Raw genomic sequence first — 17,325 nt, 5'->3', positions numbered from 1 at the left:
GATGTATCGCGGTGCGTGTTAGCCTCACCCATATAGTTTCATGCATATGGTCTCACCATACGGTCTGGGTAACCCCTGACCGGCAATGGAAGGGGGCTAGCGGCAATGGGAACTGTGATCTTCAACAGAGAAGCCGTGGTGAGACTCGGCATTCTGCATTCCTTGGTCTCGCTGCTCAAGGTCCTGCTTGCGTTCGTCGTCGCGGCCGGCGTGACGGGGGCCAGTAGTCCCGCCCCTTCGCCAACCGCCACCCTCCAAAGCGGCATGGAGGGATCAAAGGCAGCCCTCGTACGAATAGAACTAGTGGCAGTGGCGGAGATCGCGCACATCGACGCTTCCACTGGGGTAGCGATGATTTCCCAAGGTCGGTCCGTCGTGCCGCTGAAGTCCGCCACCGGGATACTGCTTTCTGCTGACGGGGTCGTGGCCACCACTTGGGAGAGCCTCACGGTCGACGAGGATGCTGTCGCTGTCTACTCCGCGAACGAGTTGTTTGCCAACGTGATTCACGTACCCATTGTCGGCAACAATGGGAACCCAGCGATTCGGGGCTCCACGCCCGACCCCCACTGGGGGCCGCACCTTCAACACTGCTACAAGAAGGTGAGTCACTGCATCCTCTTCCGGGTGCCCCAGTACCACGTGCACACCTACACGTCCAAGCCAGGAGACGTCATTGCCGAGTTGCTTAACAAGCCGTCCAAGCCAAACGACGTCGCGCTTATTCGAATAAGCGGAGGTGGTGCGGCACCAACCGCCGCGCTGGCTACAACCGCCGCGGCCAAAATCGGCGGCGTCCTGCTGGGCTTCACAAAGCGTCCCTTAGCGGCGGTTTCTCCGGCTGAGTTTCCAGCTACGGTTGACATGGCCGGCAACCGCATAGGGTTCGCGACGGATCTCGCCGGGCCACTGAGGGACGGCGTGGCCGGCGGTCCGGTAGTCGATCGGTCGACAGGACAGGTTCTCGGTCTGGCGGGTTCGCGCCAACCTGATGGAAAGGCCACGCTCGTGCCGGCCGCGGCCATCAAGGCCGCGTTAGCGAAGGCGGGAATCCAGGTGTCGCCTTCGCGGTTTGACGCCGTTTTCCGTCGGGGCATCGACCATCTCGCGGCAGGCAACCAGGGCGGGTCAGCAGAAAGTGCGCTTCAGGAGTCCTTGACGTATTTCGACTCCGCCTTGGCAAGGAACCGTCTCGCCGAGGCCCGTGCGCAAGGTGCCACGCGCGCTCCGGCGGGCCAGGCACAGACTTCAGAGGACGCCGCCTCGGCGGCGTCGTTGCCCGGGCCGCTTCTAGCCGTCCTCGCGGGCGCCGTGATTCTGGCAGTCATCGGGGTAAGCGTGGTCCTAATGCGGCGGAGGGCTGCTGTCGCCACTGCCCCCGGCGCCGATAGTAGCCCTCCCGTGGCCTCGGGCGCTCCAGCCCCGAAGCCATTGAGGGCTGGGCCGATGGCTCCGAGCCATTCCCGAGCGAGCGTCGAGCGGACCGAGCTTACCAAAGTCGGGGACACCGATGAGCGGGCCGGGCCGGGTAAATATCACTCGGGTCGAACTGACGCGGGAGAGCATTTCAGGCCACCGCAGTCGCCGGCGGCCATGCAATTCGCAACACCACCAGCCTCGAACTCGGGTCATAACGCCAACGACGGCGCACGTCCCGGCGCGGGCGGAACGCGCTATGCAGGGCCGCTTGCACCCCGTGCCGTGAGCGAGGTATCGGCGTTCTGCTTCAGGTGCGGCCGGCAGCTTCAGCCGGAATGGCAATTCTGCGTCGGTTGTGGCCAACGGATCGGATGAATCATGGGTTTGAAGCCCAACTACCTCGATCCAGGAATGGAACTGGCCGGCTACCGGATTGAGTCGATGATCGCCCGTGGTGGCATGGGTGTTGTGTACAGAGCGTTCGATGTCCAACTCAACCGCCCCGTTGCCCTAAAGCTGCTGGCACCAGAACTTGCGGCGAACGACAAGTTCAGGCAACGTTTCGTCCGCGAATCCCGGCTAGCAGCGTCCGTCGACCACCCGAACATTCTTCCTATATACGGGGCGGGGGAATCATCCGGCTTGTTGTACATTGCCATGCGCTACGTCCACGGTACGGATCTAAAGGAGGAACTGGACACCCGTGGCGCACTTCCACTGGCCGAAGTGATGCGCGTCCTTGCAGACACCGCCTCCGCCTTGGACGCCGCACACGATGCGGGGCTCGTACACCGGGACATCAAACCAGGAAACATACTGCTTTCCGACGATCAGGTGTATGGCCACCGGCATGTCTACCTAACCGATTTTGGCCTAACGAAGCGCGCGTCGTCCGCCACGGGTGTAACCACTGCAGGCCACTTCCTTGGTACGTTGGACTACGTCGCTCCCGAACAGATCCGGGGTGACGACGTTGACGGTAGAGCGGACGTTTACGCGCTGGCCTGCGTTGGATACGCGTTGCTGGCTGGCCACCCTCCGTTTGATTACGACGACGACTCCGCCCAGCTGTGGGCCCACATGACGCAGGAGCCACCGCTACTCTGCGCGGAGCGGCCGGAGGTCCCTACAGTGATCGGACTCGCTATTCAGGCCGGCATGGCAAAAGACCGGGAAGAACGGCCCGCCTCGTGCGGCGCCCTCATCGACGCTATGGATACCCTTCGAAGTCTGCCAACATGGGAGCCCGTCGCCGCGAACAGCGTCCCCGCCAGCTCACCGGAAGTACAGCACGCCGCCACGGCACGGCCCACTAAAGCACCATCCGCACGCCATCGAGGGCAGGTCCAGAGGCGGCTACTCGTCCGGTCCGCAAGGCGGGTGAGCCCCTGGATACTTGGCTCGCTGGTGGCCGCGTTCGTCCTGATCTTGGCAGCCGTGCTGGTTCTCCCGCAGGGGCCCTCCGCGGAAGAGCGAGTGACCTTCAGCACCAAGGGAGTCCCCTACACTCTCCAAGTCCCCAAAAGCTGGACATCGCGCAGCGGAGCGGAGGGTGACAGTACGGTCAGCGTGCTGTCTCCTGCAGACGTCACGGCGCTATTCGCTGACGAGCCAGACGGCCCTGCAACCGCTGCCCGAACCGCAACCCAGGACCCGGCCAGTGTCGTGGGGCTTACCATCTACCACCAGGCCTCAGTGCTAAGCGCGCAGTCTCCGTCCGCCCGGGTCAGTACCGCCGAAGCACTTCTGCCCGGCACGGACGCCCGGTTGGTTGATCGTGGGACCGCAACCATCGGGGAGGTCAAGGGTCAGGTCATGGAAGGGACACTTCCCCTGTCGTCGTCAGTGATCCTGCAGGTGCGTGTCTGTGTCTTGGAGACGGATAGCAGCCAACTCCTCGTCTTCTTCGCGCCGTCTTCGCTCTTCGAGAAGAACACGGGGATTTTCGATAAGGTCGCTGGTTCCCTGCGTCGGACACAATGAGGACGAAGCCATGACAGAGCGGTCGACTCCGTCCAGGAGCGAACCCTTGCTCCACATCCACATGGACGGGCACGACTGGAGCTTTCCGCCTTCACAGGAAATTGAAATAGGTAGGGGCCAGCACGCCGATGTGCGCCTCAATGACGAGCGCGTCAGCCACGGGCATGTTCGCATATGGCACAGCACAGACGGTTGGTGGGTGGCCGACCAGACCAGCCGAAACGGCACCTGGATTGTCGGCGCAGAGGAGGCCCTCGACCGGCCCGTACCGCTTCATCCCGAGGGCCTACGCTTGCGCCTTGGCGCGCTGGACGGACCTGAACTGCTTCTCACCGCAGAACCGCTGCACGAGCCAGGAAGGCAGCGTGTCCTAAGCGTCGGGCGCTCGCGATCTTGTGACATCGTCGTACGCGACCCGCTGGTGTCTCGACGACATGCCACGATAGCGATGAGCGAACAAGCAGTTCTACGCGATGAAGGCAGCTTCAACGGGACTTTCCTAAACGGGGACCGTGTCGACGGCGAAGCGACACTTCGGGTTGGTGACCAAATCGGTGTGGGTTCCACCACACTGATCTGGAATGGCGTGCAGATTGCGAGCCCTTCGCCTCATCGTCCAATCTTCAGTGTCCGCCATCTGGAAGTCACCACCAGAGCAGGCGACCCTCTACTCGACGACGTGTCAATGAGTGTGGCCGCGGGCACACTGGTCGCCGTTATCGGCCCCTCCGTCCAAGCAAAATCAGCACTTCTGGGCGCCGTGACAGGACTGCAACAGGCATCCCGCGGACACGTAACATGGAACGGTCGAGATCTCTACGCGGAGTACGCACACATGCGCTTTCTCGTGGGACTGGTGCCGCAGGAGGACATCCTTCACCGTCAGCTCACGGTTCGGCGCGCCCTGCATTTCGCAGCTCAACTGCGCCTACCGCCCGACACGAGCGCCTCAGAGTTGGAGGAGCGGGTTAGCCACGTCCTTGCAGAGGTAAACCTAACACAGCACATGAATCAGCGGATCGACTCCCTATCCTGGGGTCAGCGCAAACGGACGGCTATCGCTTTGGAGATGCTCTCCGCCCCCCAACTCCTGTTCCTAGACCAACCCACCACCGGACTAGATCCCGGACTGGACAAGCAAGTCATCGGCAGCCTCCGTGCACTCGCTGACGCCAGCCGAGTCGTGCTGGTGGTGACCCAAAGCGTCCCAGTCTTGGACGTGTGCGACCGTGTCCTGGTCCTTGCCCCGAGCGGACGGGTAGCATTTTTCGGGCCACCCGCTGAAGTGCTCCCGTTCTTCGGCGTGGACAACTACGCCGAAGCCTTGGCGGCGTTGGAGGACCAGACGTGGGCAGGCCGTAATACGCTAGCACCTGCCCGGGAGGCTTACTTGGCGCGTACCACGTCCGCAGCGGTTGCGCTTCCTGCGGGCGACTTGCCCCCGCCGCCACGTGCCGCTCGTGGACGCCAGCTATGGACACTGATCCGCCGCAACGCGGCGGTCGTTGCGGCTGACCGGCTTACCGTCATTTTTCTCATCGGCATGCCAGTGGTGCTGGGCCTGATGGCACTTGCTATTCCGGGCCAGGCAGGACTCTCCGTCAACGAGGCCATGAACGATCTTAAACAGATTCAACAGCGGCTGATCGTACTCGTCGTCGGGGCCGCTCTCATGGGTGCGGCGCTAGGAGTACGGGAGTTGGTAGCAGAACGGCCCATCTACCGGCGGGAGCTGGCGGCCGGCCTGTCTCCTGGCGCATATCTGCTCAGCAAGGTCTTGGTTCTCGGAGTGCTGGTCGCCTGCCAGTGCGCGGTCTTCACCATGCTGGTGCTTCTTGGACACCCAGGTCCCGACGACGCCCTCGTGTTGGGTAGCGGACACATCGAAATTGCGGTGGCGGTGGCGGCTGTGGGCATCACCATGACGGTAGCCGGCCTTGTCGTCTCAGCCTCGGCCACGTCGACGGCGCAGACCATGCCAGCACTCCTCGCCATGGTCACGGCGCAGCTTGTTCTGTGTGGTGGGCTGTTTGCACTATCCGGACGCGTCGGCTTGGAACAAGTGGCGTGGTTGCTGCCTGCGCGCTTTGGGTACGCCGCCACAGCCGCGACCACAGGCTTCCAGAAACCGCCCGCAGCCGAAGCAGACCAGTTGTACGACCCAACGGCCCAGCAGTGGCTCATCGACATTGCCTTTCTGAGTCTCCAGGCCTTGGCATTCCTCGCATTGGCGGCCTGGGTACTGCAACGCTCAGCTACCCGGAATGCATGGAAATAAGTTGCAGCTGACACGCCCGACGCTTTTCTTGGTTGTTCCGCTGACCGGCTAACCAGTCCTGCAACCTCATTCGTCGGGTTCGTAGCGTGAATTGAATCTTTCGGCGGTCATGGCGTAACCGTCGGTCCCGTCTTCGTTGTTAAACACGATGACGTCGCCTTTGTTGTAGCTGGTGCGGCCTTCCTTGGTGGCCACGCTGCCCGCCTCATGGGCAAATTCGGCCCAAACGGGGGTGGATTTGACGTAGGCACCTCGGCGGATCTGGCTGTAGGTGGCAGCGAAGACGTCCGCGTCGACGGTGTGGATGTCGCCGTCGTCGTCCACCAGCCAGTCACCAGGCTTGCATTGCTGCTCGCCGCCCCACTTGCGGTAGCTGAACCCATCGGTGTCCAGGCGCAAAGGAATTGCGACGACGTACTGGTCCGGTAGGCGTCTGTAGCGGCGGAGCTCGCTCATGAGTCGTCCCTTCCGTTTACGCCGGTGGCAGGTCGAAAACCGTACCAAAATCAGTGTCCCGCACATCCCGTGCCGCGGCCAGCCTGCCCAGCCGGTGCAGGACCTCCATATTGCCCGGGGCATCCATGGCGCTAAGCGCGGTGGTGTCCATTGCCGTAAGGGTTCCGTCCAGCGTCCGCACACTCTCCGGCCGCAGGTCCACGTTATAACGCAAATAACTCATCACTGGCGCACCATGTAGCAGATCGCCCTCCAGCCCGCCCAGTTCCCGATCGATGATCCTTGCCGTTGGGCTGGCGGACATCCACTGGAGCATTGTTTCCTGCTGAACCGCGCAGTCCTGCAGCACAGATTTCAGCGCCCGCAGGGCGTGGCTTGCCGTCAGTTTGGCCTTGCTGACAGCGGGATCGGCCGCACCTGTACCGACCGATACGAGCAGCAGCTTGTCTGAACCGGTCTCCCAGCCCACTCGGTAACCTTCCACAATGGCGTACATAAGGGCCTGAAGTGCAGGGTTGTTGAAAGGACTGGCCCCACCATCGATGAAACTGCCAGTCACGGGGCTCACATTTCGTCCGCCCGTGATGGAGATGGTTTCCGGTCTGAAATAGGACGGCGCGGCGGTGGAAGCCCGGACAACCTGCCAGAGGGGATAGTCTCCGTTTCCCATCCTGCCGTTGTTTGCTGCGACAAAGTACCTGCCGTGGGGGTTGTTGGACACCGGCCAAGGGCTACCGCTGTCCAAGCGCTTGATGACTATCAGCAGGCCGGTCAGCAGCTCGGGACCGCCCAAAGTCGTGTCCGAGCCGAAGACATCCTTCAACTCGGCAACCAGGGACTGCTCGTCGTACTTAGCCCGCAGAAGAATTTGACGGAGAAGGCCTCGTTCAAAGACTCGCCGCCCGAGACTGAAGTACTTGTCCGTGAGTTCGCCGACGCTCCAGCCCTGGGCAAGGGCTGCCGCTATGATCGCCCCGGTGGATGTGCCTGCAATCAAGTCAAAGTAGTGGCCAAGACGGAAGTCGCTGCCGGCGCCATGGCGTTCGCGTAGCAGGCCCTCGATCTTCTCCAAAATACCGAGGCTCAAAATGCCCCTCAGCCCGCCGCCGTCGAGTGAAAGAATGCGCTTCGGCGTACCATCACTGAGGAAATGCTGGTCCCGAGTCAGTATTTGGTAGGGCATCTGACGCCTCTTCTCGTGTCGAGCTGAGTAACACCATGCTAGCTGGACGCAGATTGCTAAGCAGCGCTGGCGTTGACGCCGCTTTCTTCGGTGCGAGGCGTGGATCCTGGTGCAGGTCCGGCTACCAGGAGGGAACGGCAGCAATTTCGTTCCGACCGGCGGCGCATGGAACGGGACGTTCAATCTCTTTCCCGCCAAAATGCGTACTGGCACGGATGCTGACCGGACCCGACCGAAGGCAATATCGACATATCAAACGGCAAGGATTTACCGACAGGTTCCATTGCCAGGCCCCAGCAGTCCGAAGGAATGTGCCAATGTTGTCCACAACACCTGCACCGGTCAACGCGATCCATCTGGCGCTGTGCACGGTTGCGGAGGATCCCGCTATGCCCTTGGACGGTGACTGGACCGCGGGCCAGCTGCAGGCTGTGGCCGAGATGGACAAGCGTGTCCAGAGACACCCGCAGCACATGCTCGCCAGGATCGCTCTGGCCAATCACGGGAATACCCCGAGCCTTGAACGGATCAGGGCCAGCGTGGTGCGATCGCTCGGAGGCGCTGCGGGCACCCATTACATCGTGGCCGCGCTGCACCTGGCACATCTGGCAATGGCGCTGCCCCATGCGCTGTCCGCGACCCAGCGGTCCCTCCTCTTGGCACCGCTGAAGGCGGCCGAGATGGCCAGGGAAGCCACCGACAACGTTTCAGCGGAAGTGGAGTTCGCTGCCTGATGGCGGCGATTTCCCAAGCCGGAACCACGCGTCTGGCGGACTATTCGTCATGCCCGGCGGAGTCCGCCGCCCCGAAGGTACGTGAGGACGGCAAGCACGCGCCTGTGGTCCTCGGGTTCAGGCCTCAGGTCGAGTTTGAGGAAGATACTTCGGATATGAGCCTCTACGGTCCGCTCGCCCAGGAAAAGTGACTTTCCTATTGCCTGATTGGTGCGCCCTTCGGCCATGAGTTCAAGGACACTCCGCTCCCGGCTGGTGAGGTCATCCCCTGGGGTGTGACCTGCATGTGGGCGGGTCACGAGCCGTGTCACCAGATCAGGGTCGATGGCCGTGCCTCCAGCAGAAACGCGCTGGAGTGCGTCAACGAATTCGTCAACATCAGACACACGTTCCTTGAGCAGGTAACCCAGCCCTCTGGCCCCGTTCTTCAGGAGTGACATCGCGTTTTCCGTCTCCACGTACTGGGACAGCAGGAGAACGCCTGTCTTGGGGTACCTGCTTTTTATGGTCTCAGCGGTCTGGATGCCCTCAACCGTGTACGTGGGAGGCATGCGGATGTCCACCACTGCGACATCGGCACCGTGTGTATCAATCACGTCCAGCAATTTCGCTCCATCGGAAGCCTCGCCCACGACTTCCAGTCCCTCCGACTGCAGCAAGGCGGACAGTCCTCGGCGCAGCAAAGCCGAGTCATCAGCAATGGCAACACGCAGTGTCATGGCAGGTCGCTTTCCGGGTCCGTGGAGAAAGGAAGGATGGCGCGTATTGTCGTACCACGACCATCAGGACTGTCGATTGACAAGGTTCCGCCGAGTGCCGCCGCCCGGTCGGCAACCCCCAGCAGTCCGCCGTCGGGGCCGGGCTGCGCACCACCAATGCCGTCGTCCACTATCTCCATTCGCAACTCTCTTTCACATGCGTCGATGCAGATTCGCACCGAGGACGCCTCCGCATACTTAGTGGCATTGGTGACGGCTTCGGCGCAGATGAAGTAGGCGGCCAACTCCACGTGAGCCGGCAGCCCGCTGCATGACCGAAGATCCAGCTCCACCGGCAATGTTGACCGCTCGGCCAGCGCGGTGATGGAGCCCGCCAAACCCCTTTCCCGCAACGAAGGAGGATAGACACCCCTGGCCAATTCGCGCAGTTCATTAAGAGCGTCCGAAAGATCGGCCCTTGCCTGCTCGACCAGGCTTCGTAATTCCTGAGGATCAGTCGCGCGTTTGGCCCGGGCGAGCTCCATGGACACCGCGACCAGTCGTTGCTGGGCGCCGTCATGAAGATCCCGTTCGAGCTGACGACGCCGGGAGTCTCCTGCCGTGACGATCCGCTCCCGGGACCGGCGGACCTCAACGAGCTGCTCCCTGAGCTGTTGTTCCATCTGCTGGTTTTCAAGTGCCAAGGAAGTTGCGCTACGCACAGCGGCAAGCAATTGCGGCTGGTCTTGGAGGGCGCCGTCAAAAACCAATGCCCCTACCGGTGTCCCGTGACGCTCCAACACCATGGAGGCGCGCCCAGTTGAACCGTCCGGCAACGGCTGGGGGATTCCCGCGGTGTCGACAAAGGACGCCTTGTCCGGTAACCAACGGAGCAGTGTGAGGGTTGGATCGTGAACGGACCGGCGTAGCGCCGCCACCAGCCTGTCACTCATCGGGGCGGAGCCGACTTCCACCATCAGATCGCCCAGGGTGCCCCGCGCAAACCTGTAGCGCCAAAGCCCCAACAGAACTGAGAGCGGCACAATTGCCGTTGCCGGATACTGCCAGAGTAGCGCCTCGATGGACAAAGACCCTGACAGCTGGATCACAGCCAGCGACACCCATACGGTGGCCGCCGTCTTTACGATGACCGCAAGCCAAAGGGGCAAGAATGACGACCTGTATGCTTTCGTCCCTGTGCGCCACCGGCCGACGAGAACCACCACGATCGCGACTCCCACCGCGATCTGGAACGTGCGGATCGCATTACCAAGATTGGTCATGATCTCCGCGTTGTCCCATAGAAGCAGCAGGTTCTGGGACGTGGACTCCCCCTCCGCAACGTGCAATCGCGGGTCAAAGAACGCCCAACCCAGAACGGAGGCCACCAGCCACGAACCGAAGAAGAAACCGACCGCAGCCTTCTCGGCCCTGGTGCGCAGCACTCCCAAGGGAAAGCTGAGCGCCAGATGCAGCAAAGGCGGCTGATACATGAGCGTGAGTGTCACCCCGAGCGTGAAAGCCAGAGGGTCACTGGAGCGACGTATACCCGCCGCCAGCCATAGCCAGCCCGCAGCGCACAACAGCACGCCCGGGTTCCGCGCCGGCCGGCTATGCCAGGCGGTGATTCCGGCCACCACGAAAGCAAGCCCCACGCCTATAAACAGCGTCAACTCAAGAGCTGAGAACGGTGCCCGGTTCCGGTTCTCGCCCCATCGGACCACGCCTTGGGCATTGAGGCCTATGGTTCGTGCGGGATCTTGAAGTGCCGTGGGCGACCAGTCAACAGAAGCCAGGACAAGGACAAGGACGCCTGCGGTTACCCCCAACACACAAATGAGCTGGCGTGGAGTCATTACACCTCCCCTCGAACCTGGCCTAAGGGTGGATGCATTATGGTGAAGACCAGATCCATGGCCTCCGCCAATCTCCCTGCTGAGATTCCCTCAAAGAGGACCGCTACGAGAAGGCATATGGCTAGTTGAGATAACGGAGGGAGCAGGCCAACTCCGTGTTTTTCGCGGGAACTTTTCCTGAGCCCGGGTTGCAAAGACATAGCGCCGCCAACCTAGTCGGCGCTGACTCCGTTGTACCATCGGGTGCCAGGCTCCGCAATACACCTATTCGCGGGTCCTGCGGTTGTCTCCTAGGTGGGCGGCCCGTTTAGCGCGGCGAAGAACGGCGGCCGCCGCGGACGTGTCGCCACCTTCTGGACCTGCTGGCCCGTCGGCAACGAATCGCGCCATGCGATTTCAGAGATCGTCTTCGGGTCGGGCGGCGAGGATATGACTGGCCCTGACCTGCAGGATGCCGAGCGACTCCTGGATCAGGGGCGATGCGATGCTGCCCCTGCGCACCGCGGCGACAATACGGCGCGCGGGCTTCCCCTTGCCAGTAATGCGCAGTCGAACCACGTTTTCGGCACTACGCAGGGGCGCCAGCCGTGGCAGCAGGCCCACGCCCAGCCCCGCACCAACGAAGGCGATCTGGGTTTCCCATTCAACGGCCTCATGGGCAATCCGCGGCGTCACCCCGACTGCCGTGAACGCCGCGGTGAATAGGGCATGGTAGGTGGAACCGGTCGCCTCCGTGATCCAGGGTTCCGACGCCAGCTCTTCGAGCGTCACCGTCTCCCGCGATGCCAGTGGATGGTTGGAGGGAATGATCACGTCCAAGGGATCGTCGAGCAGAACGGTCTGCTCGAAGCGCGGATCGTCCTCACCATAGGTGTCGGACTGCATCGCGACGACAACCGCGAGGTCGATTCGCTCGGCGACCAACAAGTCGAAGCAGCGGGCCGGGTTGGCCTCGAGTACGTGAACCTCCAGTAGGGGGCGTGTCGAGCGCAGCGTGGCGGCCAGCGGCGCAAGCAATTGGGCGGCCGCCGTGGAGAATCCACCGAGCCCAAAACGGGACTGGACCTGGTCGCCGGCCTCCATAGCCGCGGCGCGCAGGCTCTCCCATTCCGCAATCAGGGTGTCCGAGCCAGCCACGAGAAAGCGGCCCGTGGCAGTAAGTCGCACGCCCCGGCCGTCCTTAGTCAGCAGTTGCATTCCAAGCACGCGCTGGAGCTCCCGCAATTGTGCGGAGACGGCGGAAGGAGAATAACCCGTGAGCTCCGCGGTGGCGCCAACGGTGCCGCACCGGGCAAACACCCGAAGTGTTATGAGCCGTGGATCAATCATCCACCTATTGTGCACCATTATCTCCTAAATCTTGCGCTTTTGTTGCAGGTCCATCCTCCTTAATCTCGTAACTAGAAACGTTCGACAACGCCAGCTGCCCACCCGTGGTCCCCACGAATCGCACGCTACCCAGGCCCCCCGGGAGGAAACCCATGTCTGTTCCAGTGAACTTGCCCCTCAATTCGCGCGGAAAACTCGCTTCATCGTTGCCTGCCGAGCAGCTGGCGGAAATCACCGAGTTGTTCGATCTCCGGCGCGCGGGATATTCCCTCGATGCCCCCTTCTACACTGATGCGACGATTTTCAACATCGACATGCAGGCAATTTTTGGCAAGCACTGGATCTTTGCTGCCAGCATCGCCGAGCTCCCGGAGCCGGGCGACTACGTCACCGTCGACTACGGACCCTACTCCTTGATCGTTCTGCGCAACGACGACGGCGGCGTTAACGTCCTGCACAATGTGTGCCGCCACCGGGGCGCCCGCGTCCTGACGGAACCCGCGGGGTCGACGGGAAATCTTGTATGCGGCTATCACTCCTGGACCTACTCCCCCAATGGAGATTTGATCCATGCCTCGGCACCGGGGGAAACGAAGTTCGACAAGGGCTGCTTCGGCCTCAAGCGCGCCCACAGCCGCGTGTTCGCCGGACTCATCTTCGTCTGCATTGCGGACGAACCGCCGGCGGATTTCGACGAAACCGGAAAGATATTCGAGCCTTACCTCGCGCCCCACGATCTGTCGAAGACGAAAATCGCCTACCAGCAGAACATCATCGAGGAGGGCAACTGGAAGCTCGTCATGGAGAACAACCGTGAGTGCTACCACTGCGACGGCCACCCGGAGCTCGCGTGCTCCCTCTTTCCCACCTGGGGCCTGACGGAGGGCCTGGTCCCGGCCCATCTCGAGGAAGTGTGGGACCGTAACAAGGAAGCGCAGTCATCGCTCGAGGAGCGTTGCAGGCGCTATGGCCTTCCCTATGAGGTCGTCGAGGAGCTCGACACGCGCATAGCTGGAATCCGCATCTCACGGGAATCGCTTGACGGTGAGGGCGAATCGTTCTCGGCCGATGGGCGCAGGCTCTCCAAGAAGCTGCTCGGTGACTTGCGGGACTTCCGCCTTGGCCGCTGCTCGATGCACCTGCAGCCTAACAGCTGGTTCCATTTCCTCGGGGACCACGTCATCACGTTCGCCGTCTTCCCCGTCAACGAACACCAGACACTGGTACGCACCACTTGGCTGGTGGCTGACGACGCCGTGGAAGGCGTGGATTACGATCTGGAGAAACTCACCTACACCTGGAAGCAGACAAATCTGCAGGACAAGGCGTTCGTGGAGCTGTGCCAGAAGGGCGCCAGCAGCCCCGCCTACGAGCCCGGCCCCTACATGAAGAGCGAATACCAGGTCGAGGCGTTCATCAACTGGTACGTACAGCGTGTGCAGGAGCACTTGGCATGATTGAACTCCGCCCCGACACGGCAATCCAGGAACCACAGCGCATCCGCGGCCTTGAGATGCCGTGGAACAGGGTGATGGGCAGCACCGAGGGACCCGCCCGCGCTGCCCACGCATTGGGCCCCTGGCATCCGCAGGAGTTCACGGCGGAATGCGTCGAGGTCGTTCCCGAGGCGGGCGGCATGATGACCTTCGTGTTCCGCCGCTGCGACGGTGCGCCCCTGGCGTTCCGTGCGGGCCAGTACGTGAACGTCGCCTTTCCCGTAAACGGCGAGGACCAGGATCCGGTGGACCGCAGCTACTCGCTGTCCAGTTCGCCCACCCAGCCGTGGACCTTCAACATCACAGTCAAACGCGACCCCACTGGACTCGTCTCACCCTGGGTGCACGAGAACGTCAGACCCGGCACCGTCCTCGAGATGCTCGGACCGGTCGGGGCATTCCACCTGCCTGACGCCGACCGCCGGGCACGGTACCTCTTGCTGGCCGCCGGCGCAGGAATCACCCCCATCATGTCGATGGTGCGGACCATCCACTCCCTGCCCGGACAGGCCGATGTCGTGGTGCTCTACCACGGAGCGGAGGCCGGAGGATATGCCTTCCACCAGGAGCTTGCCTACATCGCCTCCGTGGACTCGCGAGTCAAGGTCTTCTACGCGCTGGGTGACCGCAGCAAACCCGAAGGGTGGGAATGGCTCAGCGGAAGGCTGACGGCGGCCATGCTCGACGAGGTTGCCCCCGATGCCAATGGCCGCCAGGTCTATGCCTGCGGCCCCGAGGGTTACCTGAACACCGCCACCGAGCTACTGGGGAAGGTCGGCGTCGACGACACCTCCATCAACATGGAATTCTTCTCGGGAGATCGCCAGACGCTCCTTGAATACCAGGCGGAGATCGCGCTTGCAGAGGACATTGCCGAGGAAATCGCCGAGGAAATCGCAGATTCCGCCGAGGACTATTATGAAAGCCAGCCCACAGCGTTCGGGCTCTACGAACCCGGCTACAACGCCGAGGGACCCCTGAAGGCCACGGGGCTGCCGCTGGAACTCATGGACACGGCGCCCTATTCCGAAGCCCCCGACGGAAGTTCGAACGTGGGGCCGGAGACCGTGTCCCCTGATGCCTCGAGCTTCGACACGGTCGGAACGGGAAGCCTCACCCTGTCCTTCGTGCGCACCGGCATCAATGTACGCATCGACCCCGACGAACACATCCTCGGGGTAGCCCAACGTTCAGGCGTCAGGATCGGCGCGAACTGCAAGGAAGGGATGTGCGGCTCCTGCAAGATCGTCAAGCTTTCCGGGGAAGTCGAGATGAACCACCAGGGCGGGATCCGAGCACGGGAAATCGATGCCGGCAAGTTCCTGCCCTGCTGCTCCACCGCGCGGACCGATATGGTGATCGATGCCTAACCGCTTCCAGCTGCTGTAGGCCTGACGGCATCAGGGATTGTTGTCACGGCAAGAATACAAGTGGATAGTACACCCCCGCCTGACGTCAGGCAGCCGCTCAAAAGCCGTCAGATTAGAAACTAAATCGCCGTTCCCTGACCTGCCCTATCGAAAAGTCCTAGGTTCTAACCGGCCACTATCGGAGGGGAAGTTCGGGGGCGGTGCATCGGATCATTGTCAGTGGTGGCGATGGCAGGCCGCTAATGACGGTTGACGGGCCCTTGGACGCTCTTGCGTTGAAGCGACTGTCGACCCGAACAGGACCGTCCTGGTGCCGCTGAATATAGCGGCGGGCTCGCGGCCGCGGCCGCAACACCGTAGTTCGCAGAAGCCCTGGGACGCTTCGGAGACCGCATGGTGCGATGGCTTGCCTCCACCGGCATCCAACGCGGGCGTGCCGATCATCTCGTAACCAATAGGTGGACGTGGAGCGCAATCCGCCCATATCCAGCCGATTGACCTCTTCGGGTTACTTCTTGCTTTTTTCTCGCCCGGCGAAGGACTCCCAACCAGTGTGACCGTGCCGCCTAAATACGGGATGCTTCCTCGGTGCCGAGTACGCGGGATTACACAGTCTTCGAGCAGGGACCTGGAATGGCAGGGCCAATGGACCGTCTAATGCACCTCATGGCGCCTAAAATACTGCCATGCCTACACGTGTTCACGAGTTTGTCTGGCCTGATCGCGTCGTCATCGGCACCGTCGGCGTTCCTGGCGCGCGCACGTTCTATCTGCAGGTACGCTCAGGGACGCAAATTGTTTCTATTGCTCTGGAGAAGCAGCAGTCCGCTCTGCTCGCCGAGAAAATTGACGAGATTCTCGATCAGCTCATCACCGTCGAAGGCAACCGCTTCAGTGTTCCCAGCAGGACTCCCATCGAATTGGTCGACAACGATCCACTCGAACCCGTTCAGGAGCAGTTTCGCACCGGCGCGATGAGCCTAGGCTGGGATCCGACGACGGCGCATGTGGTCATAGAGGCTTACCACATCGCCGATGTCGACACTGGTGACAACAGCGAATCCCATGATCACGACGGCGCTGAAGTACCTGAAATGCTGTTGGTACGGATGCCGGTAGGCACCGCTCGCGCCTTCGCCAAGCGCACACGTAAGGTAGTAGACGCCGGACGTCCCATATGCCCGCTCTGCGGTTACCCCGTAGACGTCGACGGACATATCTGCACTCCTCCCGAGGTCTAATGAAGACGCCGTGATTGATTGCCATGGCACTTCTCTTCGGCTTCGCCACGGTCCACGCGGGATGGCTACGGTGCCTGCTTGCAGCGACAGGTTTCTCCGTCGGCGTGACGGCGGTGATCTGGCGCACCGCCATGGAGGATCACCAGGACCGGCCTGACCTTTGGCGGGAATCGCTGCAGCGCATCGCCGACCATCCGCTGCTGGGCGAGGGACCGGCGCCAGCACCCTTTTCCCCTGGCTTCCCTGGCGCGCGGGTCACCACGCATGCCCACAACGAGATCCGGCAGTGGGGAATAGAGTACGGGCTTGTTGGCATCGGGCTCACACTCGCCGTGGCCGTCGTTGCCCTCCGATCGGTGCCCCGACCGATCGACTGCAATCGCTGGTCCCAGTCCGCCGCACTCGCCCTCCTCGTCTCCGGCCTGACTGACTTCACGCTTCGGATCACGGCGCTCACGCTAACCGCCGCCGCCCTGACCGTCATGGGCGTGACAGGACACCTTCCGGCCTCCGGTCGCCCGCAGCGGATCTGCCCAGCGCACACACCCACGCACTGCGAAAAAGCTGACCTAGGCCCGCCCGCGGGGGGGCTGGCGAATGTCGACGGGAAGGGCAAGCTCGACGTCCGACGATTCGGCGGCCGAGATGGCCAGTGGAGCAATGTCGAGATCATCCGCGACTTCGCATTTACCTCCAAGGCCAAGATACAAGAACTTTTCAGCCCGCAGGGCTTTGACCGGCCGCGCAGCCGTTTTCACCGGCCCCATGCAGAGGGCCATCGATGAGGAAGGGATGAAGCGCGGAACAGCCTTAGAACCGCCCGTGGGCCCGCGGCCCGCGGCCCCGCCCAGGTCCCGCTTAGAGATTTAACGAGTGCTCGCACCGGCATGTTTTCTCTGGCTAGGTTTTCTGCAGATTGCGGAGCCATTTCTCGACACTGGACAGAACAGCCTCACGGGTTGCGGCATAACTGGTCACCGTTTCAGGCGCACCTCCAGTAGTCGAAGTAAGACGCGCCCGAAAAGGCAAGGCATGACCGGCTTCGAACCACACGTTGATCACCATGGTCGCCTCCCCTCCTCCGACTACCCCGTCGTCCGTCACCAAAGCCACAGCACGCACCTTGCCTTTCCCCTGAGATCGCTCATCTTCGTTCTGCCCTTCCATCCACAACAAGAAGGGTAGAAAGCTCTCATTAGGACGCTGCCACATTTGCCTCAAGATTCGAGACGCCGACAATCAAGAAGGGCACAAGATATGCAGCTGCGACGGCCTTCAACTC

General features: G+C 62.2%; 14 protein-coding genes. 8 read left to right on the top strand and 6 right to left on the bottom strand.

Annotation, left to right across the window (positions count from 1 at the left end; genetic code table 11):
- The first annotated feature begins 105 nt into the window (after positions 1–105).
- From ACTHQX_RS06105 to ACTHQX_RS06095, 3 genes are read left to right on the top strand one after another with little or no spacing between them, the layout of a single operon-like run.
- On the top strand, positions 106–1,794 hold the full coding sequence (locus ACTHQX_RS06105) for a hypothetical protein (protein WP_440156255.1): 1,689 nt from the start codon (positions 106–108) through the stop codon (positions 1,792–1,794).
- Positions 1,795–1,797: 3 nt separating this feature from the next.
- Entirely contained in the window at positions 1,798–3,402 is a 1,605-nt protein-coding gene (locus ACTHQX_RS06100) for a serine/threonine-protein kinase (RefSeq protein ID WP_440156254.1), read from the top strand.
- A 46-nt stretch (positions 3,403–3,448) separates the two neighbouring features.
- The gene (locus ACTHQX_RS06095) at positions 3,449–5,680 is read left to right on the top strand and encodes an FHA domain-containing protein (protein ID WP_440156252.1); all 2,232 of its coding nucleotides are present in this window, start codon (positions 3,449–3,451) and stop codon (positions 5,678–5,680) included.
- A gap of 66 nt (positions 5,681–5,746) precedes the next feature.
- Here the strand turns inward: ACTHQX_RS06095 and ACTHQX_RS06090 are convergent, their stop codons facing one another.
- A complete protein-coding gene (locus tag ACTHQX_RS06090) occupies positions 5,747–6,136 on the bottom strand; it encodes a hypothetical protein (protein WP_236808476.1) in 390 nt (129 codons plus the stop codon).
- A gap of 16 nt (positions 6,137–6,152) precedes the next feature.
- The gene (locus tag ACTHQX_RS06085; protein WP_440156249.1) at positions 6,153–7,319 is read right to left on the bottom strand and encodes a patatin-like phospholipase family protein; all 1,167 of its coding nucleotides are present in this window, start codon (positions 7,317–7,319) and stop codon (positions 6,153–6,155) included.
- A 317-nt stretch (positions 7,320–7,636) separates the two neighbouring features.
- Here ACTHQX_RS06085 and ACTHQX_RS06080 point away from each other — a divergent pair, with 317 nt between their 5' ends.
- Positions 7,637–8,053: a hypothetical protein gene (locus ACTHQX_RS06080; protein WP_440156248.1), complete on the top strand. Its 417-nt coding sequence runs from the start codon at positions 7,637–7,639 to the stop codon at positions 8,051–8,053.
- A gap of 47 nt (positions 8,054–8,100) precedes the next feature.
- On the opposite strand, the gene ACTHQX_RS06075 is transcribed toward ACTHQX_RS06080, so the two are convergent.
- From ACTHQX_RS06075 to ACTHQX_RS06065, 3 genes are all read right to left on the bottom strand, one after another.
- A complete protein-coding gene (locus tag ACTHQX_RS06075; RefSeq protein WP_440156246.1) occupies positions 8,101–8,772 on the bottom strand; it encodes a response regulator transcription factor in 672 nt (223 codons plus the stop codon).
- Positions 8,769–10,607 carry a sensor histidine kinase gene (locus ACTHQX_RS06070; protein WP_440156244.1) on the bottom strand — a complete coding sequence of 613 codons (1,839 nt, stop codon included), beginning with the start codon at positions 10,605–10,607 and terminating at the stop codon, positions 8,769–8,771. The genes ACTHQX_RS06075 and ACTHQX_RS06070 overlap by 4 nt, the downstream gene beginning before the upstream one ends.
- Positions 10,608–11,003: 396 nt before the next feature.
- A complete protein-coding gene (locus ACTHQX_RS06065) occupies positions 11,004–11,936 on the bottom strand; it encodes a LysR family transcriptional regulator (RefSeq protein WP_440156242.1) in 933 nt (310 codons plus the stop codon).
- Between the two features lie 152 nt (positions 11,937–12,088).
- Between ACTHQX_RS06065 and ACTHQX_RS06060 the strand changes: the two genes are divergently transcribed.
- From ACTHQX_RS06060 to ACTHQX_RS06045, 4 genes are all read left to right on the top strand, one after another.
- Positions 12,089–13,393 carry an aromatic ring-hydroxylating oxygenase subunit alpha gene (locus ACTHQX_RS06060; protein WP_440156240.1) on the top strand — a complete coding sequence of 435 codons (1,305 nt, stop codon included), beginning with the start codon at positions 12,089–12,091 and terminating at the stop codon, positions 13,391–13,393.
- On the top strand, positions 13,390–14,802 hold the full coding sequence (locus tag ACTHQX_RS06055; RefSeq protein WP_440156238.1) for a ferredoxin reductase: 1,413 nt from the start codon (positions 13,390–13,392) through the stop codon (positions 14,800–14,802). Before ACTHQX_RS06060 ends, ACTHQX_RS06055 begins: the two co-directional genes overlap by 4 nt.
- A gap of 686 nt (positions 14,803–15,488) precedes the next feature.
- Positions 15,489–16,043: a DUF3090 domain-containing protein gene (locus ACTHQX_RS06050; RefSeq protein ID WP_440156236.1), complete on the top strand. Its 555-nt coding sequence runs from the start codon at positions 15,489–15,491 to the stop codon at positions 16,041–16,043.
- Between the two features lie 23 nt (positions 16,044–16,066).
- Positions 16,067–16,828, top strand: a complete 762-nt coding sequence (locus ACTHQX_RS06045; protein ID WP_440156235.1) for an O-antigen ligase family protein — start codon at positions 16,067–16,069, stop codon at positions 16,826–16,828.
- Positions 16,829–16,943: 115 nt separating this feature from the next.
- Here the strand turns inward: ACTHQX_RS06045 and ACTHQX_RS06040 are convergent, their stop codons facing one another.
- Complete coding sequence (locus ACTHQX_RS06040) at positions 16,944–17,210, bottom strand: hypothetical protein (protein ID WP_440156233.1); 267 nt, start codon at positions 17,208–17,210, stop codon at positions 16,944–16,946.
- Positions 17,211–17,325: the final 115 nt, after the last annotated feature.

Origin of the sequence: Arthrobacter sp. SAFR-023 (genome assembly GCF_051965295.1) — a bacterium.
Lineage (GTDB): Bacteria > Actinomycetota > Actinomycetes > Actinomycetales > Micrococcaceae > Arthrobacter.
Note: the sequence above shows the minus strand (reverse complement) of the source record. Positions and strands in the feature narration are given on the sequence as shown.